The following is a 23,733-nucleotide window of genomic DNA, read 5'->3' as shown; positions in this document are numbered from 1 at the left end:
TATGAACGTCGCCCAGCGCGCGAACGAACAACTCGCCTCATGGCCGGAGCTGACCCGGGTGCCGTCCGGATGCGGCAGCGGCTCGGCTCTGCGGGCCGGGGACCACGACATCGTGCACTTCCACTCCGACCGCGACGCCGACCTGCACCTCACCCCGGGCCCGATCGCGCGGCTGCACGCCGAGTTGGAGCAGTCCACCGCGGTCCGACTGCATCCCGAATCGCCGTGGGTGACCGTTCACCTGGACTGCGACAGCGACGCCGACCTGCTGGTCGCCCTGGTCAGCATCGCGCTCCAGGCGCACGCGAACGTCCCCGCGGGCCCGGCCGAGCCCGCCCCCTGCAACCTGGCCCGGGTTGAGATCCTGACCAGCGCTCAGCTCGCCCCCGCCGCCCCGGTGCTCCGGCTGCACCAGGGACGGCGGCTGCACCTGCCGCACCGACGCACCGCCTAGGGCCTCCGCCCAGCAGCTCAGGCCGCAGGCGGCGCGCGGAAATTGAGGGGCGCGGCGGTGACGGCTGTGGCAGGGTGCGAACCGGGAGAGACCCGCGTCCGCACCCGTCCCACGGGACACCCACCCCTCAGGAGCGCCCATGGCGACGACGACGCCACCCCGCCTGCTCCCGCTGCTGCAGCAGTTCGACTTCGGCCGCAAGCGTCTGATCGACCGGATGACCGGCCCGGTCATGGACAGCGGGAACGGCACCGACGTCGCGGTCGGCGCGATGACCGACGCCGAGTACCTCTGGGAGCCCGCGCCCGGCTGCTGGTCGCTGCGGCGACGCGCGGACGGGCCAGGACCGGGGGCGACACTGCTGCTCGGCGCCGGTCCGTGGGGACGCGACTTCGCGCCCGCCCCGCACCCGGTGCCGCCGCCGCTGACCACCATCGCCTGGCGGCTCAGCCACCTCAGCGAGCAGCTGGCGCTCCGCGCGGACCACACCGCGGGCAGCCGCTCGCTCAGCAGGGACGAGTACCGCGCCGCGGGGGACGCGGCAGGCGCGGTCGCGGCCTTCGAGGCGGCCTCGGCCGCCTGGCGCGCGGCGCTGCTCGCGGCCGACGACACCGCGCTCGACACGGTCGGCCACAGCGCCTACCCCTACGGCAGCGACCCGGAGGACCCGTTCATCGAGACCGTCTGGTGGGTCAACCAGGAACTGCTGCACCACGGCGCGGAGATCGCCCTGCTCCGCGACCTCTACCGACGCCGGGCCCAGTAGTCGGACACCTGGCACGTCACGGCGCGGTGGCCGGATTCCAGCCGGTCACCAGGTTCTCGTCCAGGGCGTCCAGAGCCGCCATCTCGCCCTCGCTCAGCGCGAATCCGAACACGTCCGCGTTGGCGGCGATGCGGATCAGCACCGGCGCGCTGCCGCACCCGTGCGCGGCACGGCTCGACTACGTCCAGCCGGGAGCCCGGCCGGTCTCCAGCAGGTGCTCCATTGCCCGCCAGGTCTCCAACCGCAGCCCGGGGACCAGGGACCGGCCAGTACACCAGGTAGAGGTCGACGTAGGAGACGTCCGAACGTGTCGGCCAACACAGCCGTGACCATGGACACCCCCTGAGTGACTCACTAGATTACAGACTGTCATTGAGATTGTCATTGGCGCCGACGCCGGTTTGCGGCGACGCCGCAGCCATCGAGAGGCCGCAGATGACAGGGCTCGACAGCACCACCCGCCTGCTGATCGGACTGGCCGTCCTCCTGGCCCTGAGCCAGGCCGCGGCCACCGTCGCGGTCCGGCTGCGGCAGCCCCCGGTGGTCGCCGAGATCCTGGTCGGCGTGGCGCTCGGGCCCAGCCTGCTCGGGCGGACGCTGCCCGGCCTGCACCGGGCTCTGTTCGGCCCCGACGTCATGCCGGTGCTCAGCGGCCTGGGACAGCTGGGCCTCGCCCTCTACGCCTTCGAGATCGGCGGCAGGCTCACCGCCTCGGGCCGCACCGGCCGACAGGCCGCCCGTCCCCTGCTGGCGGTCACCGCCGCCTCGCTGCTGGCACCGGCGGCGGGCGGGCTGTTGCTGGCGCCCGCCCTGCACGCGCACGGCCTGGGCGGCCCGCACGGGACCACCGCCGCGCTGGGCGCCTTCCTGGTCTGCGCCCTCGGCGTCACCGCGGTGCCGGTGCTCGCCCGGATCCTCCAGGACCGCGGCCTGGACGGCACCGGCACCGGCCGGCTCAGCCTGGCCGCCGCCTGCCTCGGCGACGGTGCCTGCTGGGGCCTGCTGGCGGTGGCGCTGCGGCTGGCCGGGCTGATCGGGACGGCGCAGACGATCGCCGGGCTGGTCGGCGCGGTCGGCGGAATGGTCCTGGTGCACCGGCGGCACACCCGTCCGCCGGTGCTGGTCGAGGGCCGGGACCTGGGGCTGCTGCCGATGCTGGGGCTGGTCTGCCTGGCCGCCGCCGGGTCCGCCGCGCTGGGCCTGCACCCGCTGTTCGGCGGCCTGCTGCTCGGCAGCGCCTGGCCTGCCACCCGGCGCGGCCAGGCCTCGCTGCGGAGCGTCCGGCCGATGGCCGCCGCCCTGCTGCCCTGCTTCTTCCTGGGCACCGGCCAGCAGGTCGACCTGGCCTCCGCCGCCGGGCGGGCCGGGTTCGTGCCGCTGGTGCTGCTGCTGTTCGCGGCGGCCGTGCTGACCAAGCTGGCCGCGTGCACCGTGGTCGGCCTGCGCGGCGGCCTCGGCGCGCGGGAGTCGGTGCGGCTCGGGGTACTGATGAACACCAAGGGGCTCACCGAGATCGTGCTGCTCGGCGCCGGGTTCCAGGCCGGGCTGATCGGGCGGACCCTGTTCGCGGCGCTGGTCGTGGTCGCGCTGCTGACCACGGTGCTGGCCGGTCCCGCGCTCGCCCTGCTGGGGCCGCCGCCGGAGCCCGACAGCGGGGACCGGAGCAGGCGGCCGGAGCCCGAGGCGGAGCCGGACTACTTGCGCACGGCGTAGTAGACCGGCGTGCGGAACCCGTCCATCCGCACGTCGGAGACCGCGGCGGAGTAACCGGCCACGCTGTTCTGGTACCACAGCGGGATCGACGGCATGTCGGCCGCCAGCAGCCCTTCCGCCTGCTGGTAGAGCCGGTCCGCGGACGCGCTGTCGGGCGCGGCGTCCGCCTGGCCCATCAGCGCGTCGAAGGCGGGGTTGCGGTAGTCCGGGTCGTTCCCGGCGCCGCCGGTGGCGAACAGCGGCTGCAGGAAGTCCTGGGTGAGCGGGTACTCCATCTCCCAGGAGCTGCGGAACGGGCCGGTCATCTGCCGGTTGCCGACCTGGTTGCGGAAGTCCGCGAAGGTGGCGACCGGCCTGCCGACGCAGGCCCGGTCGTCGCCCAGGGCGTTGTTGATGCTGTTGCAGACCGCGTCCACCCAGGGCTGGTTCCCGGCGTCGGCGTTGTAGGTGATGGTGAACGAGCCCCCGGGGATGCCGCCCGCCGCCGCGATCAACTGCTTGGCCGCGGCTGGGTCGTAGCGGCAGTACGCACCGCACAGCCCGGCCCGGTAGCCGCTCACGCTCGGCGAGGTCCAGTCGGTGGCCGGGGTCACCGTGCCGTGGAAGATCTTGGAGACGATCAGCGGCCGGTTGATCGCCATCGAGATGCCCTGCCGGACCTCCGCCCCGCGCTTCCCGCCCCAGCCCTTGGCGTACATCGGGAAGGCCAGGTGGGAGAGGCTTCCTGACGGGGTGTTGACCAGCCGTCCGTCCAGGTCCCCGGCCGCGTTGCCCAGTTCGGTGAGCGGCAGGGTGTCGTCGATGTCCAGCCGGCCCGCCTGCAGGTCCGCGTAGGCGGAGGCGGGGTCGGTGTAGACCTTGAGGTCGATCCCGTCGTTCTGCGGCTTCTGAGTGCCCCGGTAGCCGGTGTAGGGCACCAGGTCCACCTGCTGGTTCACGACGTAGGAGGCGATCCGGTAGGGGCCGTCGCCCACCGGGTGCTTCTCCCAGGCCGCCGGGTCCTTGAAGAAGGCGGCCGGCAGCGGGGCGTAGGCGGCGGCGCCCAGGGTCTCCGGCCAGGTCGAGAACTTCTGGCTGAGCGCCACGGTGAAGGTGGTGTCGTTCACCACCCTCAGCCCGGACAGGGTGTCGGCGGTGGGCGCGCCGGAGCTGGGCTGCACCGCGTGGTAGCCCTGGATGTACTGGAAGTACGAGGCGTTGAGCTGCTTGTGGGTGGACAAGGCGGCGTAGTTCCAGGCGTCCACGTACGAGGACGCGGTCACCGGGCTGCCGTCGCTGAAGGTCCAGCCGGGCTCCAGGGTGACGGTGAAGTGCTGTTGGTCGGTGCTGCTGATCGAGGCGGCGTTCTCCTTGACCGGGGCCGAGGTCTTCGGGTCGTAGCTGATCAGCCCGGTGAGGATGCTTTCGACCACCTTGACGCCGTTGGAGTCGATCGAGTCACCCGGCGTGAACGGCTCCTGCGGGGCTCCCCAGACCGCGGTGACCACTCCCCCGGACCGGGCCCCCGCGGTTCCGCCGCACGCGGTGCAGCCCAGTAGCAGGACGACCGCCCCGACAACGGCCTTCACGTGCATCCCCCGAGACAACTGAGCCCCTCCCGAAAACCGGACGTGAAAAGCGCAGCGCCGCCGACACGTACCACCTGTCATGGACAGCGAACTGTCCAGTCAGGAAGCGTGTCAGCGGCGACTGCCCCACTCTGTCACACGAATACTCGGGTGTGCTGTTCCCCGGCCGGTTTCCGGCCAACCGGCCCGACGGGGGTCCCCGGCTCAGCAGCAACCGCCCTCGGTGGCGTTGGTGTGCATGGTGCCCGTGGACCGCGGCACCGGAACTCCGGCCTGCGGAGCGGTCAGCGCCTGCGGCGCCAGCGCGAACAGGAGCGCGGCCGTGCCGATGACCGTGCTTATGCAGAGAAGAATCTTCTTCATTGGTGCCCCCCGACCTCATGACGACAATTCTTGACAGCCACAGTCAAGTAGGATTCACAGTGGGAGTCAAGTCTTGCCCTGTATGTATCACCACTTCGTCACAAGCGGTTGGCCTTCACGCGTAACAGCCTGGTGCGGAACACTGGCGTGAGATGACTGATTTGGTGTACATGTGTAATGCACGAGTCGATGACAGCCCACTCAGGAGGTAAGACGGTGCCCGAAGAACGGCAGGCCGCGGACTCCGCCGGTATCGGGCGGCGCATCCGCGAGCGCCGCCTGGCACAGGGGCTGCTCCAGCAGGACCTGGCCACCGCGGAGATCTCCACCAGCTACGTCTCGCTGATCGAGGGAGGGAAGCGGCGCCCCTCGGACGCCGTCCTGTCCACGCTCGCGGAGAAGGTCGGATCGACGGTCGAGTACCTGCGCACCGGCCGGGACGAGACGGAGCAGAGCAACCTCCGGCTGGAACTGGGCTTCGCCGAGATGGCGCTGCGCAACGGCTCTCCCGAGGAGTCGCTGCAGAGCTTCAACCAGATCCTCGGCAAGGCCTCGTCGCTCGCCCCGGAGCTGGTGCTCCGGGCCCGGATCGGGCAGGCCGGCGCCCTGGAGGGGCTGGGCCGGATGGAGGCCGCGGTCTCGATCCTGCACGAGCTGGCCGCCGACGGCTCCCTGGCCGCCGGATCGGCCCAGTGGGCGAACGTCAACGTCGCCCTGTGCCGCTGCTACCGGCTGGCCGGCGATCTCGGCATGAGCGTGGACCTCGGCGAGGCGGCCATGCGCCGATTGGACGAACTGGGCCTGGACGTCACCGAGGACCACATCATGCTGGGGGTGAACCTGGTCGGCGCCTACCACCTGCGCGGCGACTACACCCGGGGCGAGCTGCTCAGCAACCGCCTGCTCGCCCGGGCCGAGGAGAGCATGTCCCGCACCGCCCGGGGGATGGTCTACTGGAACGCCAGCCTGATCGCCGAGTCCCGGGGGAAGCGCGACGAGGCCGTCGCCCTGGTGGAGCGGGCGCTCGGACTGATGGCGGAGGGCGACAACCTCCGACTGCTGGCCAGGCTCAAGGGCCTCACCGGCGGGATGCAGCTGCGGTTGGAGGGCGGCGACCTCGGCCGGGCCAGGATCCTGCTCGAACAGGCCAAGGAGTCCCTCGACGACGTCGGCACCAAGGACGAGCGCGGGGACGTCGAACTCGCCCTGGCCTTCGTCGCCCTGCGGACCGGGCGCCCCCGGGACGCCGAGGAGCTGGCGGCCTCCGCGGTGGCCCTGCTGTCGAGCAGGCTCGGCGACCTGAGCGCCGAGGCCCAGGTCGCGCTCGGCGAGGCGCGGATCCTCAACGGCCGGACCGCGGAGGGCGAGGAGTCGCTGCACGCCGCGTTCCGGCAGTTCCAGCAGCTGCCGAACTCCCGCACCGCCGCCAAGGCCTGCCGCTACCTCGGCAATGTCTGGAACCGGCTGGGGAACACCGAGCTGGCGATGCGGGCCTACCAGCTCGGACTCGACCTGAGCGGCGCCGAGGCCATTCCGGCGCCGCCGCTGCGGACCGCCGTGGAGGTCGAGTAGCGGACCGGGCAGGAAGGGGCGCCGGGGAGGGACCCGGCGCCCCTTCCGCCGCGCCCCAGGTTCCGGGTGTCGTTCAGGCATAAGAGGCGACCGGGGGCGGAAGATAATTGACATGGACATTCAAACCCGGATGGCGTCCGTCCACGCGCGGCCGAAAGTCCCAGGCACGGAACGGAACATGACGGAGCAACCACAGAGCACCCCGGACAGCCTCGGGCAGCGGCTGCGCGGCCTGCGGCTGAAGCGCGGGCTGAGCCAGCAGGACCTGGTCTCGCCGGAGACCTCGGCCAGCTACATCTCGCTGATCGAGACGAACAAGCGGATCCCCTCCGACGCGGTCCTGGAGATCCTCGCCGAACGGCTCGGCACCTCCCCCGGCTACCTGCGCACCGGCCAGGACGACCACAAGGTCAAGGAGCTCGAACTCAAGATCGCCTTCGGCGACATGGCCCTGCGGAAGGGCTCCGACGGGGAGGCGCTCCAGGCCTACAGCGAAGCCCTGGCCTCCCACACGTTCCTGGAGCCCGCCACGGCCCGCCGGGCCCGGATCGGCCAGGCACGGGCGCTGGAGCGGCTGGGCCGGCTGGAGGCCTCGATCTCGCTGGCCACCGAGCTGTTCGAGGACCCGGCCACCCGGGTCGGCTCGGCCGAGTGGAGCCAACTGGCGCTCGTGCTCTGCCGCGGCTACCGCGACGCCGGCGACCAGGTGCTCAGCGTGGAGATCGGCGAGCGGGCGCTGCGCGAGCTGGAGCGGCTGGGCCTCGGCGGCACCGACGACCACAGCCGGCTCGGCGCGGTGCTGATCGACTGCTACCGGGTCCGCGGCGACCTGACCCGGGCCCACCTGCTCGCCCAGCGGATGATCGGCGACGACGAGCAGCCCGGCTCCTCCACCGCCCGCGGCAGCGTCTACTGGAACGCCGCCCTGGTCGCCCGCGCCCGGCACCGCGTCGACGAGGCCCTCACTCTCGCCGAACGGGCCCTGGCGCTGCTGTCGGAGACCGACAGCGCCCGGCACCAGGCGCTGCTCAAGGAGGTCTGCGGCGAACTGCTGCTGGACTCCGACCGGGCGGACGCAGCCAGGGCCAGGGAGCTGCTGGAGCAGGCACAGGGGGTGCTGGTCGCCATCGGGACCGGCCAGGACCAGGCCAGGGCCGAACTCGGGCTCGCCAAGGCCGCCCTGCGGCTGGGCGAGCCGTCCCGGGCCAGCGAGCACGCCAGCCGCGCCATCGGCCTGCTCAGCAGCCGCCCCCCGCACCAGGCGGCCGAGGCACGCGCGGTGCTGGCGCAGGCCCAGTTCGACCGCGGCGACGCGGTGCACGCGCAGGAGACGCTGCGCGCGGCCGAACGACAGCTGAACCTGCTGCCCTCGGGACGGGCCTCGGCCGAGGTCTGGCGCCACATCGGCGACCTGTGGCAGCACCACGGGCACGGCCCGCAGGCCGTCGCCGCCTACCAGCAGGCGCTGGCCCAGGCCGGGGTGCCGTCGGCGCTGCGGGTGGCCCCGCCCTCGGCCGACCACGCCTGAACCCGCCCCGACCGGCACGACGGAGACGACGCACGGCGCCGGCCGCCCCGCGGGGCGGCCGGCGCCGTGGTGGCGCGGCGGGTCACCGTCCCGGGGCCTCCGCAGCCGGCCCCGCGGTGCCGCCGGCCGACCGGTGCCCGCCCCGGGCGGGGACCGCGGTGGAGGCCTCGCGGCTGCCGACGGTCCTGCGGATCGCGGCCATCGGGACGGGGAGCCAGGCCGGGCGGTGGGCGGCCTCGTACAGCGCCTCGTAGACCGCCTTGTCGGTCTCGAAGGCGCGCATGGCGATCGGGTGCACCCGCGGGTCGGTGTCCCCCGCCTCGGCGTAGCCGTCGCAGAAGGCACGGCGGTTGCGGACGGTCCAGGCCCGGGCGCGGCGCTCCTGGCGCAGCCGCTCGGCCACCGCGTCCGCGCCCTTGGCCTCGGCGCCGGGGGAGCGCAGCTCGAACAGCGCGTGCTGGGCGGCGTAGTCGAAGGAGCGGAGCATCCCGGCGACGTCGCGCAGCGGCGACTGGGGCAGTCCGCGCTCGCCGATCGGACGGGCCGGCTCGCCCTCGAAGTCGATGACCTTCCAGCCGTCCCGGCCCCGCAGCACCTGGCCGAGGTGGAGGTCGCCGTGCACCCGCTGGCCGTCCAGCCCCCGTCCCTGCAAGGCTGCCTGGGCGAAGTCGTCGTAGACGGCGCTGATCCGGGAGCCGTAGGCCTCCATGGCCGGGACCGCGGCGGTCGCCGCGGCGAGTCTGCGGTCCATGTCGGCGACCGTGTCGATGATCTGCTGGGCCTTCAGCCGGACCGTCGGGAAGGCGTCCGCGAGCGCCCGGTGCACCTCGGCGACGGCCCGGCCCAGGGTGTGGGAGTCATGGGTGAAGCCCTCGATCACCGACGCCCCGCGCCGGTCGTCGGAGAGGCAGTCCACGGCCTGCCGCACCGCCAGCTCCCAGCCGTCGCCGTCGGCGGGCAGGAAGTCCTCCAGGATGCCGAGCACGGTCGAGCCGCGCCCGGTGCCGGGCGTGTGCAGCCAGCCGGCCAGGTGCGGGGTGCGGGTGGAGCCGAGCCGGGTCAGCGCGGAGAGCACCTCGGTCTCCGGGTGCGGTCCCGGCTCGGGCTGGCGGAAGACCTTGAGCAGCAGCCGGTCGCCGTAGACGACGGTGCTGTTGCTCTGCTCCACCGCCAGCGCGCGCGGGGCCAGGCCGCTCGGCAGCGGCTGGGCCGAGGTGGTCGACAGCAGCAGCGAGCGGGTGCTCTCCCCGGCCGCGGTCCGGTCCAGCAGCAGGGACATCAACTCCGGGTCGGCGGTGGCCTCGTAGAGCTGCCAGCCGTCCCAGGGGTCGCCCAGGGCCGCCCCGACCGCGGCCGGCCCGAGCACCGGCGGGAGGGTCTGCCGCAGGCCGAGCAGCAGTTGGTAGCGGCGGGCGGCGGCGGCCGGGTAGCGGGCCTCGACCAGCAGGTGCACCAGCACCGCGGCGTCCCCCTCGTCCCCGTCCTGCCGCAGCACCGAGCCGGTGACCGGGGCGAGTTCGGTCATGCAGCCGTGCTCGTGGGTGAACCAGCGGCGGCCGACCAGCCAGGGGGTCAGCGCGGGCAGCAGTGGGCGGAGCAGCCGGTCGGCCTGCGCCGCCTCGCCGTTGGCGGCGGCGAGGCAGGCGCAGCCGACCGTGCCGGTCGCCTCGGCCGTGGCGGCGGTGCTCATCGGCCGTGCTCCCCGGCGGCGTCCGGCTGGTCCGTGTAGCCCTGGCTGACCTCGACGATCGCTCCGTCCGGGTCGCGCAGCCAGACGGTGCGCCAGCCGCAGATGACGTCGTCGAAGCCGAGCGGGCCGAGGGTCACCTCCGCCTCGTCGCCGAGCCGGGCCAGGAAGGCGTCCACGTCGTCGGTCTGGAACGCCAGGTGCCGTACCGCGCCGGGGCCTGACGGTCCGTCGGCCTGTCCCGGGGTCCCCTCCCCCGGGCCGGCCGGGAACAGTTCCAGGTAGGCGTCGCCCTGGCGCAGGAAGACGATCTCGCCGTCCGGGATCGGCACCGAGCGGGCCCGGGTGAAGCCGAACCAGCGGCGGTAGAACTCCTCGGTCTGCTTCTGGTCCCGGCAGTTCAGGCCTATGTGCGACCAGCGCATCAGCGTGTTCTCCTCTGGACGAGCAGCTCGATCAGGCTGCGGGCGAACAGGTGGTGGTGCTGGCCGGTACGGCCGGTCACCAGGTCCCCGTCCACCACCACGTCCTGGTCGACGTACTCGGCGCCCATGTTGCGGACGTCGCCGATCAGGTTGTTGTGGCAGGTGACCGGGCGGCCCTTGACGTTGCCGGGGATCGACGCGGCGAGCCACATGCCGTGGCAGATGATGCCCTTGAGCAGGTCGGGCCGGGCGAAGGCCTGCTGCAGCAGTTCGGCGGCCGGGGCGAGCCGGTCCACGTCCTCGGTGTAGCGGAGCCGGTCGGCGACCATGCCGGACGGCACGACCAGCGCGTCGTACCGGGCCAGGCCCCGCTCGCCGAGCTGCTCGAAGCTGCGGTCGACGGTGAACGGGGCGCGGTACTCGTGCCCGGTGAAGGTGATCGAGGGCTGGTCCCAGAGCCGGGTCAGGAAGTCGACCTCGGCGCCCTCCTCGGCGAAGCGGTGCTGGTAGTAGAAGATCTCCGGCTCGTAGTAGTCGCTCTCCATCAGCACGGCGATCCTGGCGCCTTCCAGGGGTCTGCTCCACAGCGCGGGCTCAGTCACGGGACACTCCTCGGATCAGGTCGGCCGCGCGTTCGGCGATCATCACGATGGCGGTGTGGCAGTTGCCCGAGGGGACGGCCGGCATCACCGAGGCGTCGACCACCCGCAGGCCGTTGACGCCGTGCACCCGCAGCTCCGGGTCCACCACCGACAGGTCGTCGATGCCCATCCGGCACGAGCCCGCCTGGTGGTGGTAGCTGTCGGCGCTGCGCCGGACGAAGCCGCGCAGTTCCTCGTCGGTGGCCAGGGCCGGTCCCGGGGACAGCTCCTGCTTGTTCCACGGGGAGAAGGCACTGGTCCCGGTGATCTCCCGGGCCAGCTTCACCCCCTGCACCAGCCGGTCCAGGTCCGCCCGGTCGCCCAGGTAGTTCGGGTGGACCAGCGGGGCGTCCGCCGGGTCGGCGCTCGCCAGCCGGATCCAGCCGCGCGAGAGCGGCCGGACCACCCCGGGCAGGATGCTGACGCTGTTGGGGTGCTCCTGTCCCACCGCGCCGTCGAACGGCACGTGGACGAAGGCGAGTTGCAGGTCGGGGGCGGGCAGTCCCGGCTGCGAGGCCAGGAACAGCGCGCTCTCCGAGAGGTTCTGGGTCGGGGCCGGGACGGTGTCCCTGGCCTCGGTGATCAGCCCGGTCAGCACGTGGTTGTGGAAGTTCTCGCCGACCCCGGGCAGCGCGCCGACCAGCGGGATGTCGAACTCCCGCAGCCGGTCCGGGTTTCCGAGGCCGGACAGCAGCAGCAGCTTGGGCGACTCGATCGCCCCGGCCGCGACCACCACCTCGGCCCGCGCGCGGGCCTGGTGCAGCCCCGGCTCGGGCGTCACCGGGCCGCCGACCCAGTCGGCCAGCACCCGGCCGACCGCGTCGGCGGCGTCCTCGCCCTGGAGGTACTCGACCCCGGTGCAGGTGTCGCCGGAGAACAGCAGTCTGGTGCTCAGGGCACTTGTGCGGAGCGTCAGGTTCGGCCGGTGCAGGGCGGGTTCGAGGTAGGAGGCGAGCACGCCCTGGCGGCGTCCGTCGGCCACGTCCAGGTGGTGCCAGCCGGTGCCGAACATGCCGCCCGCGTTGAAGTCCTCGACCCGCGGGTGGCCCAGTTCCGCGCAGGCGTCGACAAAGGCCCTGGAGGCCGGGTTGGGGTGGTGCAGCGAGGCGTTGGTGATCCGCTGCGGGCCGCTGGTGCCGGTGGTCGGGCCGGTGACGTCCTCCTGCCGCTCCAGCCGGGTGAAGTACGGCAGCACGTCCTGGTAGGACCAGCCCGCCGCGCCCTGGTAGGCCCAGTTGTCGAAGTCCGTGGGGTGCCCGCGGACGTGCATCATGATGTAGAGGTTGCTGCTGCCGCCGGGGGCCTTGCCGCGCGGCTCGAAGGTCTGCCGGCCGTCAAGTCCCGGCTGGGGCACGCTCCGGTAGCCCCAGTCGATCTGCCCGCCGAGCAGTTGGAACCACGCGGCCGGGAGGTCCACCTCGGGCGGTATCCGGCTGCCGCCGGCCTCCAGCAGCAGCACGCTGGTGTCCGGGTCCTCGGTCAGCCGGTTCGCCAGCACGCTGCCGGCCGAGCCCGCTCCCACGATGACGTAGTCGTACTCGGTCGCGGTCACGCCGCCCCCTGCGAGAGCACCTGGAAGGGCACGGTGTCGTGGAAGTTGGCCATGTAGCTGATCTCGCCGTCCACGATCCGGAAGTAGTTCATCACCTCCGCCTCGACCGCCCGGCCGGACGGGCTCACCGCGGTGATGTGGGACACCACCGCGGCCTGCTCGCCGTCCACCAGGAAGTGCAGCGGCTTGTTCTGGAACGAGGCGTACAGGTCGCCCATCCCAGCCATCATCGTGCGCAGCGTCTCGCGGCCCTCGATGTGGCCGGCCAACTGCTCGTCCATCTCGGTGTCGGCCGAGAACAGGTCGCACCAGCGCTCCCAGTCACCGGCGTTGGCGTATGCGTAGTAGCGGTCCAGCACGTCTCGCGCGGTCATCGTCGTCGTCCCTCGCTCGGGTCGGTCGGGGTTCCAGGGCGCCGGTCAGAGGGCGGCGGAGCCGGGCATCGGCTCCAGCCCGTTGACGATGTAGGTCTTGATCTGCGGACCGTCGGCGCCGGCCACCACGACCCAGGTCTGGTCGGCGTCGAAGCCCAGCCAGGCGCTCTTGGCGGCCGGGGCGTCCCAGATCCTGGCCTGCCAGTTGACCAGCACCTGCACGGTGGCACGGTCGCCCTCGATCACGGCCTCGACCTTGGTGACGGTGTGCTCCTCGTCGAAGAAGCGGTGGGTGACCGCCTTGTACCACTCGGCGAAGCCGGCGTGGCCGCGGGAGGTGCCCTCGGGGAAGCGCATCTCCAGGCCGTCGTCGACCAGGAAGGGGAAGGTCTCCTCAAGCGGGATGTGGCGGTCCAGGGCGACGTACCACTCCTCCGCCACGGCGCGGATCGACTCGGGGGTCAACGGCTCGGTGTTCGCAGACGGCATGTCACGGTCTCCTTGCGGAATCGGGGGTGATCGGGGGTCAGACGTGCAGGTCGACCAGGAACGGGCCGGGGTGGCGCAGCATCTGCTCGACGGCCTTCACCGCCTGCTCGGGCTTGTCCACCCGGACGGCCTCGACCCCGAGCGACTGGGCCAGCCCGCTGAAGTCGATGGCCGGGTGCGACAGGTCGAACGAGGCGGGGAAGGCGTGCGCGGGAATGCCGCGCTCGCGCCAGTACTGCCCGATGTTGTCGTCCAGCAGCCGGTACTTGTGGTTGTTGCAGACCACGAACTTGGCGCCGATGTCGTAGCGGGCCGCGGTCCACAGCGCCTGGTAGGTGTACATCGCGCCGCCGTCGCCGGTGAAGCCGACCACGGTGCGGTCCGGGCGGGCCAGCTTGGCGCCGACCGCCCCGGGGATGCCCACGCCCAGCGAGCCGCCGCGGGTCAGGTGGTAGTCCCCGGGGCGGTCGGCCGGCAGGTAGGCGCCGACCTCAGGGGACGAGGTGAGTGCCTCGTCGAAGACGACCAGGTCGTTGCCGGTCTCCCGGGAGAGCGCGTGCAGGAACGCGGTGAGCGTCTCCGCCTCGTGGTCCCGCTGCTCGAACTCGGCCTGCCGCTGCGCCCGTTCGACCCGCGCCCGGTCCAGTCGGCGGCGGGCTGCGGCCTGCTGCTCGGCGGTCTGCAGCCGGTCCAGCGCCGCGTCCAGCGCGGCCAGGGTCGGCTTGGGGTCGGCGACCAGGCCGAGGTCGACCGGGAAGTTCTTGGCGATCTCATAGGCGTTGAGGTCGATGTGGACGATCCTCGCGCCGGGTCGGAACGGGGTCTCCAGGGCCGGGAAGACCTCGGGGAAGACATAGGTGCCGACGATCAGCACCGCGTCCGCCCGCTCGACCAGGGACGCGCTGTGCTCGCCGAACATGTGGCCGGTCTGCCCCTGGTTCAGCGGGTGCGAGGCCGGCAGGTTGACCTCGGACGAGTCGACCCCCCAGACCCTGGCGCCGAGCCGCTCGGCGACCGCCGCCAGCTCGTCCTGGGCCCCGGCGTGGGCGACGCCGTCGCCGATCAGCACGATCGGGTTGTCGGCCCCGGCCAGCAGCGCGGCGGCCTCGGCCACCGCCGCCGCGGCCGGGGCGGTCCTGGTGGAGGGGATGCTCGACCGGAGCACCGGCTCCAGGTTGACCGCGTCCAGCACGTCCATCGGCAGGTCGATGAAGACCGGTCCGCAGGGCGGCGTCAGCGCGATCTTGACGGCCCGTCGGACCACCCGCAGCACCGAGGCCGGGTCGGTGACCCGGGTCGCGTACTTGGTCACCGGGCGGGCCATGGCGACCAGGTCGGAGGCCATCTGCGCGTCCATCGCGTCGTAGCGGACCCCGGCGTCCCCGGCGACCACCACCAGCGGGGTGTGGCCGCGCAGCGACTGGTAGAGCATGCCGATGCCGTTGCCCAGGCCGACGCCGGTGTGCAGCTGCAGCAGTGCCGCTCCCCCGGTGGCGCGGGCGTAGCCGTCGGCGATCCCGGCCGCCACCGTCTCCTGCAGGGCCAGTACGTAGCGGAATCCCTCCGCCTTGTCGGCTGCGTCGAGGAAGCCCTGCTCGACCGTGCCGGGGTTGCCGAACATGATGCCCAGGCCGTCGGCCTGGAACTGCTCGATCAGCTTGGTGGTGCCTCGCTGCGCTGCCATGGGTGCCTTCCTCTACCAGCCGTACCGGGTCAGGCCCCGCTCCAGGACCTCGACGATCTTCTGACCGGTCAGGAACGAGTCCGGGGTGGACCGGCCGGTGACGAACGGGTGGTCCACGATCACCGAGCGCGGCTTGCCGAAGTTGCCGTGGTAGGCGCCGCCGGGGGCGGTCGCGTCGCGCAGGATGTACTCCAGCGGGTACGGCGGCGGGCCCATCACGAAGTCGGTGCCGAGGAAGCCGGTGCCGTCCTTGTAGTCGTACTCCTTGCAGTGGCCGGTGACGTGCTTCCCGCGGATGATGCTCGCCCGGTCGTCCCAGTCGCGGGCGAACGCCAGGCAGGCGACGCCGTAGCACTCGGCGCCGATCACCTTGCCGGCCCGCTCGAAGGCCAGGATCAGGTCGTGCACCCGGCCGTTGTTGGCCAGGTCGACGATCGGTCCGCTGCCGCCGACGATCAGCAGGGCGTCGTACCCGTCGATGTCCTCGGCCAGCCGGTCCAGGTCGCTGTTGTAGGCCTCCAGGGCGCGCAGGTAGTCGGCGTCGCTGGTGTAGGGGCGCTCGGGCACCCAGGCGGAGATGTCGATCGAGCCGTCCAGGCGGTCGGACGCCTCGACGTCCCGGCCTGCCTTGGCGACCTCGGCGGTGGTCACCGCTCGGCCCAGCGGCGGGTCGACGTACCCCTCCTCCAGGCTCGGGGGCAGGGCGTGCGCGCGCTTCCCGGTCGGTGTGGCGAAGGTGACCCGGTATCCCCGGTCGTCGAACGCGGCCAGCGGGCCCACCAGTTCCTCGGCCCAGTAACCGTGTTCCGAAAGAATGACGAGAATGTGCTTGCTCACAGAATCCTCCGGCGCTGCGGAACGGATATGACTCCACGACGATTGCCCTGCCGCCGATCCGGCGTCAATCGAACGGGCCGCCACTTCCTGAGGTAGCCGAGAGTTCGTCAGATAGCGGAGTTCCGGGCGCCGGAGTGCCGACCTGAGGCAGTCGGAACGGAATTCCGTGGAAATGGCGGCTCATGCGCCGACTTCCTGAGGTCCGCGCCGCCGGACGGTTCCGGTCCGCCTATGCTCGGCTGGCTCAGCCGATCCGGTGTCCCCCGGATCCCCCCACCGACCCTGGAGGCCGGCGTGCCCGCCTGTACCCACCTCGACCAGATCCGGGACGTGGTCCCGGGAACCGAAGGATGCGAGGAGTGCCTGGCCCTCGGCAACAGCTGGGTCCATCTGCGGATGTGCCTCAGCTGCGGACACGTGGGCTGCTGCGACTCGTCCGTGAACCGCCACGCCACCGGGCACCACCGCGCGACCGGCCACCCGATCGTCGCCTCGGCCGAGCCCGGCGAGGACTGGGCCTGGTGCTACCCGGACCAGCTCGTCCTGCAGACCCGCTGAACGGCATCCCCCTACGAAGGAGCCACCGTTGATCCAGGCAGCAGATGACGCGTTGAAGCCGGCGATCCTGGCAGTGGACGACGACCCGCAGGTGCTGCGGGCGGTGCGGAGGGACCTGCGGGCGAACTACCGGGACCGCTACCGGATCCTCGGCGCCACCTCGGCGGACGAGGCCTTCGAGGTGCTGGACGTGCTGGAGCGACGCGGCCAGGAGACCGCGCTGTTCCTGGTCGACCAGCGGATGCCGGACATCACCGGGGTCGAGTTCCTGGTCGAGGCGGTGAGCAGGTTTCCGGACGCACGCCGGGTGCTGCTCACCGCCTACGCCGACACCGACGCCGCGATCACCGCGATCAACCGGGTCAGGCTCGACTACTACCTGATGAAGCCCTGGGACCCGCCGACCGAACGGCTGTTCCCGGTCCTGGACGACCTGCTCTCGGACTGGATCGCCGCCCACCGCCCCCCGTACCAGGGCATACGCGTGGTGGGCCAGCCGGTGTCGCCGCGCACCCACGAGGTGCGGGACTTCCTGACCCGCAACGGCCGGCCGTTCCAGTTCCTGAACGCGGAGACCGAGGGCAGTGCCAGGGCGCTGCTGCGGAGCCGTCCCGACGCCGCGCTGCCGCTGGTGCTGTTCCCGGACGGCACCGTGCTCACCTCCCCGACCACCGCGGAACTCGCCGAGCGGATCGGGCTGTCGACCACCGCCTCGCGCCCGCACTACGACACCGTCATCATCGGCGCCGGGCCGACCGGGCTGGCGGCCGGCGTCTACGGCGCCTCCGAGGGCCTGTCCACCCTGCTCGTGGACGCCGACTCGCCGGGTGGACAGGCGGGCACCTCCAGCCTGATCGAGAACTACCTCGGCTTCCCCTCCGGGCTCTCCGGCCGCGACCTCGCCCGGCGCGCGGTCACCCAGGCCACCAGGTTCGGAGCCGAACTGCTGCACCCCATGGAGGTCTGCGGCTTCCACCGGGACGATCCGGCCCGGATCATCGTCCTCGCCGACGGCACCGAGATCAGCACCGAGACCGTGCTGCTGGCGACCGGCGTCTCCTACAACCGGTTGGAGATCCCGGGCGCCCGGGAGTTCGAGGGCGCCGGTCTCTACTACGGCGCCGCGACCACCGAGAGCACCGCCGCCGTCGACCAGCACGTGTTCATCGTCGGCGGCGCCAACTCCGCCGGGCAGGCCGCGGTGCACTTCGCCAAGTACGCCGCGCTGGTGTCGGTGCTGGTGCGCTCGGACTCCCTGGAGGCGGGCATGTCGCGGTACCTGGTCGACGAGGTCCGCCGCACCCCCAACATCGAGGTACGGCTGAACACCCGGGTCGCGGCCCTGCTCGGCGGGGAGCGCCTGGAGCGGGTCCGGCTGGCCGACAGCGTGACCGGGGCCGAGACGGAGGAGCCGGCCCGCTTCGTGTTCACCTTCATCGGCGCCCGGCCGCGCACCCAGTGGCTCGGCGACGCCGTCGCCACCGACCCGCACGGCTTCATCCTGACCGGCACGGACGTCCCGCCGGAGACCTGGAGCCTGGAGCGGCCCCCGGCGTTCCTGGAGACCTGCGTGCCGGGGGTGTTCGCGGCCGGCGACGTCCGATCGGGATCCATCAAGCGGGTCGCCTCGGGCGTGGGTGAGGGCGCGATGGCCGTCGCGCTGATGCACCAGTACCGCGCCGGATCATGAACCGTCGACGAAGGCCACGGTCTGGCGCCAGATCCTGCCCTCTCGCACCACGAGGGTGCCGAAGGTGTCCGCGACCGCCCCGCCGAGTCCCACCGCCGCGCGGTAGAACACCGTGTCGTCGGCCTCGACGTACTCGGTGAGGTCGATCAGCACCGGCTCCAGGGTGAGGTACCCGGTGAACAGCTCGCGCAGCGCGGCGGTGCCGACCCAGGCCCCCTCGAAGCGCAGCAGGGCCGCGTCGGGCAGGTAGTTCTCCATCAGGCCGTCCAGGTCGCGGCTCTCGATGGCGGCCAACTGGCGGACGAGGACCGGGTGCAGGCCCTTGTTGCGGTCGGTGTGGGGCACGGTGTGGTCTCCTTGCCGGTCAGGGGGCTGTGCCGGGTGTGCGGTCGAGGCGTCGGCCGCCGCCGTCCAGGGGGACCCGGACCAGTATCCGGGTGTCACCCGGGGCCGACCGCGCGGTGATCGAGCCGTGGTGCCGCTGGTGCACGATCCGGTGGGAGAGGTGCAGCCCGAGGCCGGTGCCCTTGCCCACGTCCTTGGTGGTGTAGAAGGGTTCGAAGATCCGGGGCAGCGAGTCGGCGGGGATCCCGGTCCCGGTGTCCCCGATCTCGACGGTGAGACAGGCCCCCTCGCGGGCGACCCTGAGGGTGAGCGTGCCGGCCCCCTCCATCGCGTCGACCGCGTTGTCGATGAGATTCGTCCAGACCTGGTTGAGCTCGGTCGGATAGCCCGTCATCGGCGGCAGGCCCGGCGCGTAGTCGCGCACGACGCGCACCTGCGCGAGCTTGGGGCGGAGCATGGTCAGGGTGGCCTCGAGGCCGTCGGTCACCGCGAAGGTCTGCTCCGGGGCCCGGTCCAGGTTGGCGTAGTCGCGGGTGGCCGCCACCAGGGTGGAGATGCGCGGGGCCGCCGCCCGCAGCTCGCCGGTCAGGACCCGCGTCTCCAGCAGGCTGGACAGGTGGTCGAGCGCGGCCGCCAGGGATTCCGGCCGGATCCCGTCGAGCCGCTCGTCGAGCCAGTCCGTGGTCAGGCCCTGGTCCGCCAGAGCCGAGGCGAGCACGGCGGCCCGGGAGCAGCCGCGCTCCTCGGCCCAGCCGAGCAGGTCGTCCTCCGCGTCGGCGGCGGACACCGGGTCGGTCACGGTGGGCACGGGGGCCTCGGCGGCGGCGCGGACCGCGGCGGCCAGTGCCTCCCGGTCCGCGGCGTCCGCGGTGCTCCCCCACCGCTGGGCGGAGCGGTCCAGCCGCTCGACGGCGGGTACGAGGTCCTGGGCGACCCTGGCCATGGCCGCAGCCGGATTGTTCAACTCGTGTGCCAGACCTGCCGCGAGGGTGCCCAGGGCCATGGTCGTGGCCCGGTTGCGGGCCTGCATCTCCGAGGCCTTGATCCGCCAGGCGAGGACCGGCAGCAGCATCCGGGCCACGCCGGCGCAGCGGACCAGGATGTCGAGGAAGGCGTCCTTGGTGTAGACGAGGACGGTGGTCGGTCCGACGGCGGTGGCCGTGGCCACGTAGCCGCCGTCGGTGAGCAGCGGCAGCTCACCGGTGAACCGGTGGGCCACCGAGGGCTTGTCGTCGTGCTGGTCGGCCGCGGTCGGGTGGGAGGAGTGCCGGGTGAGGACCTCGTTGCGGCCGTCGATCAGTTTGGTGACGATGAGTTCGCCGTCGGAGAGCACGTAGAAATGCGTGGCCTCGGCTCCGTCCTCGAACAGGATCTCGCCGTCTTCCAATCGTCTCAGTCCGGTCACGCCGGTCAGCCAGGCGTGTTGTTCGTCGGTCAACTCGTCGAAGAGTTCGATCGAGCGGAGCCGGTCGGGAATTCCGGGCTCGTGCACGGGCGGGGGTTGCATGGGCGGGACCGCTTTCTCCTGGCGCGCGGACGGCTCCCGTCCGCTGGGTGGCGGGCGGACGGGAGCCGGCGCTGCTGTCTCGATCGCGCCCCTAGCCGATGCCTCCGCCGGAGCGGGCCGGGAGGTCGACCCAGACCGACTTCAGTTCGGTGTAGGAGCTCATGACCTCGGGGCCGAGTTCGCGGCCGTAGCCGGATGCCTTGCGGCCGCCGAACGAGATCCCCGGGTCCCACTGGTGGTAGGTGTTGATCCAGCAGGTCCCGGCCCTCATCGCGGCGGCGACCGCGTGGGCGCGCTTGATGTCGCTGGTGTGCACGCCCGACGCCAGGCCGAACTTGGTGCCGTTGGCCAGCGCCACCGCCTCGTCGTCGGTGTCGAAGGGGATGACGGTGAGCACCGGCCCGAAGATCTCCTCCTGCGCGATCTGCATGTCGTTGCGCCCCTTGAAGATCGTCGGCTGGAAGTACCAGCCGGAGTCCGGTCCCTGGGGGTGGTGCGACTGCCCTCCGGACACCAGTTCCGCGCCTTCCCGCAGCCCGGTGCGGACGTAGCCGCTCACCTTCTCGAACTGCGCCTGGTGGGCCAGCGGGCCGATCAGGGTGGCGGGGTCCATCGGATCGCCCGGCATCGTCGCCTCGGCCCGCTCGACCAGCGCGTCCACGACCTGGTCGTAGACCGGACGCTGCACCAGGAGGCGCGAGCCGGCGATGCAGATCTGCCCCGAGCCGATGAAGATGCCGTTGAACGCGTGCTCGATCGCCTCGTCCAGGTAGGCGTCGGCGAAGACGATGTTCGCCGACTTGCCGCCGAGCTCGACCGAGACCTTCTTGAGGGTGTCCGCGGACGCTCGGATGATGTCCTGGCCCACCAGGTTGGACCCGGTGAAGGCGATCTTGTCGACGCCGGGATGGGCCACCAGGGCGATCCCGGGACCGGCGCCGGTCCCGGTCACCACGTTCAGCACGCCCTCCGGCAGGCCGGCCTCCGCGAACAGCCTGGCGATCTTCAGCGCGGACAGCGGCGTGGTCTCGGACGGCTTGTGCACCAGGGTGTTGCCGGCCGCCAGGGCCGGGGCGATCTTGGTGGCGGACAGCAGCAGCGGGACGTTGAACGGAGTGATCGCGCCGATGACCCCGATCGGCTCGCGCAGCACATAAGCGAACCCGGGCCCCATGCAGTCGTGCGTGCTGCCGTGCGACTGGCTGGCCAGCCCCGCGTAGTAGCGGTAGACGGCCGCCGCGACCAGCCCGTTCTCGACCCGGGTGAACGAGATGGGCTTGCCCATGTCGGCCGTGTCCAGCCGGGCGAGCTCCTCGGCGTCCCGTTCGATCAGGTCCGCGACCGCCAGCAGGATCCTGGACCGCTCGTGTCCCGACATCCGCGGCCAGGGGCCCTCGTCGAACGCCCGGCGGGCGGCCCGCACCGCGGCGTCGATGTCGGCGGCGGACCCGTCGGCCACCTCTGCGATCACCGTGCCGTCGGCGGGGTTGACGGTGGGGTACACCCCGCCGTGCGCGGCGCCGGTCCAGCGACCGCCCACGAACAGGCCGTCCTGGGTGACTGCCGGGGGTCTGTGGGTCTGAAGATCAGTCATGTTCGAAACAACTCCTTAGTGTCTTGGAGGCGCCGACCGCACCTCACACCGAACTCCGGGTCGACGGGGTGGCGGGCACGGTCGACGGGGCGGGCTCGGGCAGCGCGGGTTCGCGGGCCGGGAACAACTCCCGGGCCGAGGCGGCGAGGTGCACCGCCAGGGCGATCAGCGCACAGGCCGCCGCGGCGATCGCGAGGCTGGCCGGGCCGTGCTTGACCAGCGCACCGCCCAGGACACCCGCGAGGGCCTGTCCGGCGTAGAGGGACGAAGCACCCAGGGAGAGGACCACGGGTGCGCGCGACCCGGCCGCGAGCACCAGCCGCTTCTGCTGCGCGGGGTAGAACAGCCAGCTGGTCAGACCCCACAGGGCGACCAGGAGTGCCAGCACGTACACCGTCCAGGTGGACCCGTCCCCGGCCCATGCGGTCAGGGCGAACGCCACGTGCACCACGACCAGGCCGGCGAAGGCGAGGGCGGCGATCCGGGCCGGCGCCATGTGGTCGATGAGCCATCCGGCCGAGAAGTTGCAGACGACCGCCGTCACACCGAAGATCAGGTAGATGATCGTGATCGCGGCGCCGGTCAGCCCGCCGACCCGGCCGATGAACCAGGCCAGGTAGATGTACAGGGTGAAGACCCCGCAGATGGCGATGATGACGGAGAGCAGGGTCGAGGGCACGCCCTTGATGGCGGCGGCGCTGATGCGGTCACGCAGCGAGACGACGCCGGTGGAGGGGATCTCGTCGAGCGAGCGGGTCAGCCCGGCGTACGCGATCACCCCGAGGGCGGCGACGATCGCGAAGGTGACCCGCCAGCTGACGGCCTGGCCGATGAAGGTGCCGAGCGGCACACCGACCGCGTTGGCGACGGTCAGCCCGCCGAGCACCAGGGTGAGGGCACGTCCTCGCTCCTCCGGCTTGGCGATGCCGGCCGCGGCGGCGGCGGCGGAGGGCGTGTAGAGCCCCGCGCCGACGGCGGCCAGCACCCGCGCCGCCACCATGATCGCGTAGTCGGGGGCGAAGACGGCGAGCACGTTGGCGACGACGAATATCAGCAGCGCCAGCTGCATGACCCGCTTCCGGCACATGTTGCCGGTGAGGACGGCGGACACCGGCGCGCTCACGGCGTAGACACCGGAGAAGACGGTGATGAGCAGCCCGGCCGTCCCGAGGGAGACATTCAGGCTGTTTCCCACCTTGGAGAGCACTCCGCTGATGACGAACGCGTCGGTTCCGAGCGCGAACGTGCCGAGGGCCATCAGCATGACGGGCCGACGGGCGGGACCACTCGGCAGGAGGGCCCCGATGGACCGCAGAGGCATGATTCGTTCTCCGTTCCGCTAGGCGAACTCCGCTTTCGGAGAAACAGCGAGAGTTATGGCTTCGGGACCAGTAGAACAGTCGACCCGAAGCGTCACAACGATCCGCGGAATCCATGGCCATACTCTGGTAAGTCGGTTTCCCGTCGGCCCCGGAGAACGCCGAAGCCCGGCTCGGCGGGATGCCGGGCCGGGCTTCGACGGTCGCTCAGACGGTCCATTCGACCGGATGGTTGACGATGGGGGTCAGCGTGACGCCGGCCCTTTCGGCATCCTGCCGGGCGTCTACGATTATCTCCTTGAGCCGGCTCATCTGCCGGGCGTGCTCGTCGGACTCCCAGACGCTGACGTGGACCACGGAGCCGTCGGGTGCGACGCCCGCGTAGTAACTGACCAGGCCGGGGAGCTTCTTGATGGCGGGAATCAAATAGCGACCGGTCACCTCGGTCATCTCCCTGACCTCCGGGTACCGCGCCGGGTCGAAACTTCCGCGTGAGACGCGGACGACTGCGGTCGGGGGTAACGTGTCGACGGCCACGGCCGTTTCTCCTCGGGTATTCATGTTCCGACGGGGACGGTGAGATCCTACAACCCGTCAGACGGCGAACTGTGCAGATAAACCGTCAGGGGGCGGGCGGCGGCGGGACGACGCCGAGCTGCTGCAGGATGCCCAGCACGTCGACGTTCGCCCAGCGCTCGACTATCTGGCCGCCGGCGATGCGGACGATGGTGATCCCGGTCCACGTCAGTGACTTGCCGGTCGGCGGGATGCCCTGGAATGCCCCGTCGTGGGTTCCCGTCATCGTCCAGTGGTGCACCACCAGGTCGTCTTCGGCGACCTCGTGGTGAACGGTGAGCTGAAGATCGGAGAACGCCGACCGGAAGCCCGTGATCACACCCTTGAATGCCTCGATGCCCCGGGAGTCGTCGAAGTGGTCGACGACGTCCGGGTGGATGTACTTCTCCGCCGGACCGAAGTCACCGTGGTTCCAGGCCGCCGGAAACACGGCGATGGCGATGCTCTTGTTCTCCTCGACAGACATGGTCGTTCCTCACGTGAGATGGGAG

The 23,733-nt window shown here is 72.0% G+C and carries 24 protein-coding genes; 7 read left to right on the top strand and 17 right to left on the bottom strand.

What is annotated here, in order from left to right; all coding sequences use genetic code 11:
• Nucleotide 1 precedes the first annotated feature (1 nt).
• A complete protein-coding gene (locus ACEZDE_RS05645) occupies nucleotides 2-454 on the top strand; it encodes a luciferase domain-containing protein (RefSeq protein ID WP_380533041.1) in 453 nt (150 codons plus the stop codon).
• A gap of 139 nt (nucleotides 455-593) precedes the next feature.
• A complete protein-coding gene (locus ACEZDE_RS05640) occupies nucleotides 594-1,220 on the top strand; it encodes a DinB family protein (protein WP_380533038.1) in 627 nt (208 codons plus the stop codon).
• Between the two features lie 16 nt (nucleotides 1,221-1,236).
• On the opposite strand, the gene ACEZDE_RS05635 is transcribed toward ACEZDE_RS05640, so the two are convergent.
• Nucleotides 1,237-1,362 carry a hypothetical protein gene (locus ACEZDE_RS05635; RefSeq protein WP_380533035.1) on the bottom strand — a complete coding sequence of 42 codons (126 nt, stop codon included), beginning with the start codon at nucleotides 1,360-1,362 and terminating at the stop codon, nucleotides 1,237-1,239.
• Nucleotides 1,363-1,655: 293 nt separating this feature from the next.
• Between ACEZDE_RS05635 and ACEZDE_RS05630 the strand changes: the two genes are divergently transcribed.
• Nucleotides 1,656-2,933 carry a cation:proton antiporter gene (locus ACEZDE_RS05630; protein ID WP_380533032.1) on the top strand — a complete coding sequence of 426 codons (1,278 nt, stop codon included), beginning with the start codon at nucleotides 1,656-1,658 and terminating at the stop codon, nucleotides 2,931-2,933.
• On the opposite strand, the gene ACEZDE_RS05625 is transcribed toward ACEZDE_RS05630, so the two are convergent.
• Entirely contained in the window at nucleotides 2,915-4,507 is a 1,593-nt protein-coding gene (locus ACEZDE_RS05625) for a peptide ABC transporter substrate-binding protein (protein WP_380533029.1), read from the bottom strand. The genes ACEZDE_RS05630 and ACEZDE_RS05625 overlap by 19 nt on opposite strands.
• A 198-nt stretch (nucleotides 4,508-4,705) precedes the next feature.
• Nucleotides 4,706-4,864: a hypothetical protein gene (locus ACEZDE_RS05620; protein WP_380533026.1), complete on the bottom strand. Its 159-nt coding sequence runs from the start codon at nucleotides 4,862-4,864 to the stop codon at nucleotides 4,706-4,708.
• 216 nt (nucleotides 4,865-5,080) lie between these two features.
• On the opposite strand from ACEZDE_RS05620, the gene ACEZDE_RS05615 reads away from it, so the two are divergent.
• Nucleotides 5,081-6,436 carry a helix-turn-helix domain-containing protein gene (locus tag ACEZDE_RS05615; RefSeq protein WP_380533024.1) on the top strand — a complete coding sequence of 452 codons (1,356 nt, stop codon included), beginning with the start codon at nucleotides 5,081-5,083 and terminating at the stop codon, nucleotides 6,434-6,436.
• Between the two features lie 178 nt (nucleotides 6,437-6,614).
• Nucleotides 6,615-7,964, top strand: a complete 1,350-nt coding sequence (locus ACEZDE_RS05610; protein ID WP_380533021.1) for a helix-turn-helix domain-containing protein — start codon at nucleotides 6,615-6,617, stop codon at nucleotides 7,962-7,964.
• Between the two features lie 82 nt (nucleotides 7,965-8,046).
• On the opposite strand, the gene ACEZDE_RS05605 is transcribed toward ACEZDE_RS05610, so the two are convergent.
• Genes ACEZDE_RS05605 through ACEZDE_RS05570 form a run of 8 tightly spaced genes read right to left on the bottom strand, consistent with a single transcriptional unit; the run spans nucleotide 8,047 to nucleotide 15,653 of the window.
• A complete protein-coding gene (locus tag ACEZDE_RS05605; RefSeq protein WP_380533018.1) occupies nucleotides 8,047-9,654 on the bottom strand; it encodes a maltokinase N-terminal cap-like domain-containing protein in 1,608 nt (535 codons plus the stop codon).
• Nucleotides 9,651-10,076: a VOC family protein gene (locus tag ACEZDE_RS05600; RefSeq protein WP_380533015.1), complete on the bottom strand. Its 426-nt coding sequence runs from the start codon at nucleotides 10,074-10,076 to the stop codon at nucleotides 9,651-9,653. The genes ACEZDE_RS05605 and ACEZDE_RS05600 overlap by 4 nt, the downstream gene beginning before the upstream one ends.
• Nucleotides 10,076-10,678 (bottom strand): DJ-1/PfpI family protein, encoded by a 603-nt coding sequence (locus ACEZDE_RS05595; protein WP_380533013.1) that lies wholly within the window; start codon nucleotides 10,676-10,678, stop codon nucleotides 10,076-10,078. Before ACEZDE_RS05595 ends, ACEZDE_RS05600 begins: the two co-directional genes overlap by 1 nt.
• Nucleotides 10,671-12,269 carry a GMC family oxidoreductase gene (locus tag ACEZDE_RS05590; RefSeq protein WP_380533010.1) on the bottom strand — a complete coding sequence of 533 codons (1,599 nt, stop codon included), beginning with the start codon at nucleotides 12,267-12,269 and terminating at the stop codon, nucleotides 10,671-10,673. The genes ACEZDE_RS05595 and ACEZDE_RS05590 overlap by 8 nt, the downstream gene beginning before the upstream one ends.
• A complete protein-coding gene (locus tag ACEZDE_RS05585) occupies nucleotides 12,266-12,643 on the bottom strand; it encodes a nuclear transport factor 2 family protein (RefSeq protein WP_380533008.1) in 378 nt (125 codons plus the stop codon). The genes ACEZDE_RS05590 and ACEZDE_RS05585 overlap by 4 nt, the downstream gene beginning before the upstream one ends.
• A gap of 45 nt (nucleotides 12,644-12,688) precedes the next feature.
• Complete coding sequence (locus tag ACEZDE_RS05580) at nucleotides 12,689-13,132, bottom strand: nuclear transport factor 2 family protein (protein WP_380533005.1); 444 nt, start codon at nucleotides 13,130-13,132, stop codon at nucleotides 12,689-12,691.
• 37 nt (nucleotides 13,133-13,169) lie between these two features.
• Nucleotides 13,170-14,816 carry a thiamine pyrophosphate-binding protein gene (locus ACEZDE_RS05575; protein ID WP_380533002.1) on the bottom strand — a complete coding sequence of 549 codons (1,647 nt, stop codon included), beginning with the start codon at nucleotides 14,814-14,816 and terminating at the stop codon, nucleotides 13,170-13,172.
• A 12-nt stretch (nucleotides 14,817-14,828) separates the two neighbouring features.
• Nucleotides 14,829-15,653 carry a type 1 glutamine amidotransferase domain-containing protein gene (locus tag ACEZDE_RS05570; RefSeq protein ID WP_380532999.1) on the bottom strand — a complete coding sequence of 275 codons (825 nt, stop codon included), beginning with the start codon at nucleotides 15,651-15,653 and terminating at the stop codon, nucleotides 14,829-14,831.
• Between the two features lie 294 nt (nucleotides 15,654-15,947).
• Here ACEZDE_RS05570 and ACEZDE_RS05565 point away from each other — a divergent pair, with 294 nt between their 5' ends.
• Both ACEZDE_RS05565 and ACEZDE_RS05560 read left to right on the top strand, forming a co-directional pair.
• Entirely contained in the window at nucleotides 15,948-16,211 is a 264-nt protein-coding gene (locus ACEZDE_RS05565; protein WP_380532996.1) for a UBP-type zinc finger domain-containing protein, read from the top strand.
• A gap of 31 nt (nucleotides 16,212-16,242) precedes the next feature.
• Nucleotides 16,243-17,901, top strand: coding sequence for an FAD-dependent oxidoreductase (locus tag ACEZDE_RS05560; RefSeq protein ID WP_380533347.1), 1,659 nt, complete (start codon nucleotides 16,243-16,245; stop codon nucleotides 17,899-17,901).
• Here ACEZDE_RS05560 and ACEZDE_RS05555 read toward each other — a convergent pair.
• The 6 genes from ACEZDE_RS05555 to ACEZDE_RS05530 all read right to left on the bottom strand — a co-directional run bounded on the left by ACEZDE_RS05555 (nucleotide 17,896) and on the right by ACEZDE_RS05530 (nucleotide 23,708).
• The gene (locus ACEZDE_RS05555; RefSeq protein WP_380532995.1) at nucleotides 17,896-18,246 is read right to left on the bottom strand and encodes a nuclear transport factor 2 family protein; all 351 of its coding nucleotides are present in this window, start codon (nucleotides 18,244-18,246) and stop codon (nucleotides 17,896-17,898) included. The genes ACEZDE_RS05560 and ACEZDE_RS05555 overlap by 6 nt on opposite strands.
• Before the next feature lie 19 nt (nucleotides 18,247-18,265).
• On the bottom strand, nucleotides 18,266-19,753 hold the full coding sequence (locus ACEZDE_RS05550) for a sensor histidine kinase (RefSeq protein WP_380532992.1): 1,488 nt from the start codon (nucleotides 19,751-19,753) through the stop codon (nucleotides 18,266-18,268).
• Between the two features lie 91 nt (nucleotides 19,754-19,844).
• Nucleotides 19,845-21,347: an aldehyde dehydrogenase family protein gene (locus ACEZDE_RS05545; protein ID WP_380532989.1), complete on the bottom strand. Its 1,503-nt coding sequence runs from the start codon at nucleotides 21,345-21,347 to the stop codon at nucleotides 19,845-19,847.
• 43 nt (nucleotides 21,348-21,390) lie between these two features.
• On the bottom strand, nucleotides 21,391-22,605 hold the full coding sequence (locus ACEZDE_RS05540; protein WP_380532986.1) for an MFS transporter: 1,215 nt from the start codon (nucleotides 22,603-22,605) through the stop codon (nucleotides 21,391-21,393).
• Nucleotides 22,606-22,873: 268 nt separating this feature from the next.
• Nucleotides 22,874-23,203, bottom strand: a complete 330-nt coding sequence (locus ACEZDE_RS05535) for a hypothetical protein (RefSeq protein WP_380532983.1) — start codon at nucleotides 23,201-23,203, stop codon at nucleotides 22,874-22,876.
• Between the two features lie 85 nt (nucleotides 23,204-23,288).
• Nucleotides 23,289-23,708, bottom strand: coding sequence for an ester cyclase (locus ACEZDE_RS05530; protein WP_380532980.1), 420 nt, complete (start codon nucleotides 23,706-23,708; stop codon nucleotides 23,289-23,291).
• Between the last annotated feature and the right edge of the window lie 25 nt (nucleotides 23,709-23,733).

This window comes from Streptacidiphilus cavernicola, from assembly GCF_042510955.1.
In the GTDB taxonomy this organism is placed as follows: domain Bacteria; phylum Actinomycetota; class Actinomycetes; order Streptomycetales; family Streptomycetaceae; genus Streptacidiphilus; species Streptacidiphilus cavernicola.
This window is presented reverse-complemented; position numbering and strand designations above follow the sequence as displayed.

What these genes read in the sequence shown, in the direction of transcription:
- ACEZDE_RS05645 (WP_380533041.1), top strand. Translation starts at nt 2, where the DNA reads ATGAACGTCGCCCAGCGCGCGAACGAACAACTCGCCTCATGGCCGGAG.
- ACEZDE_RS05640 (WP_380533038.1), top strand. Translation starts at nt 594, where the DNA reads ATGGCGACGACGACGCCACCCCGCCTGCTCCCGCTGCTGCAGCAGTTC.
- ACEZDE_RS05630 (WP_380533032.1), top strand. Translation starts at nt 1,656, where the DNA reads ATGACAGGGCTCGACAGCACCACCCGCCTGCTGATCGGACTGGCCGTC.
- ACEZDE_RS05625 (WP_380533029.1), bottom strand. Translation starts at nt 4,507, where the DNA reads ATGCACGTGAAGGCCGTTGTCGGGGCGGTCGTCCTGCTACTGGGCTGC.
- ACEZDE_RS05620 (WP_380533026.1), bottom strand. Translation starts at nt 4,864, where the DNA reads ATGAAGAAGATTCTTCTCTGCATAAGCACGGTCATCGGCACGGCCGCG.
- ACEZDE_RS05610 (WP_380533021.1), top strand. Translation starts at nt 6,615, where the DNA reads ATGACGGAGCAACCACAGAGCACCCCGGACAGCCTCGGGCAGCGGCTG.
- ACEZDE_RS05605 (WP_380533018.1), bottom strand. Translation starts at nt 9,654, where the DNA reads ATGAGCACCGCCGCCACGGCCGAGGCGACCGGCACGGTCGGCTGCGCC.
- ACEZDE_RS05600 (WP_380533015.1), bottom strand. Translation starts at nt 10,076, where the DNA reads ATGCGCTGGTCGCACATAGGCCTGAACTGCCGGGACCAGAAGCAGACC.
- ACEZDE_RS05585 (WP_380533008.1), bottom strand. Translation starts at nt 12,643, where the DNA reads ATGACCGCGCGAGACGTGCTGGACCGCTACTACGCATACGCCAACGCC.
- ACEZDE_RS05580 (WP_380533005.1), bottom strand. Translation starts at nt 13,132, where the DNA reads ATGCCGTCTGCGAACACCGAGCCGTTGACCCCCGAGTCGATCCGCGCC.
- ACEZDE_RS05575 (WP_380533002.1), bottom strand. Translation starts at nt 14,816, where the DNA reads ATGGCAGCGCAGCGAGGCACCACCAAGCTGATCGAGCAGTTCCAGGCC.
- ACEZDE_RS05550 (WP_380532992.1), bottom strand. Translation starts at nt 19,753, where the DNA reads ATGCAACCCCCGCCCGTGCACGAGCCCGGAATTCCCGACCGGCTCCGC.
- ACEZDE_RS05545 (WP_380532989.1), bottom strand. Translation starts at nt 21,347, where the DNA reads ATGACTGATCTTCAGACCCACAGACCCCCGGCAGTCACCCAGGACGGC.
- ACEZDE_RS05540 (WP_380532986.1), bottom strand. Translation starts at nt 22,605, where the DNA reads ATGGCCCTCGGCACGTTCGCGCTCGGAACCGACGCGTTCGTCATCAGC.
- ACEZDE_RS05530 (WP_380532980.1), bottom strand. Translation starts at nt 23,708, where the DNA reads ATGTCTGTCGAGGAGAACAAGAGCATCGCCATCGCCGTGTTTCCGGCG.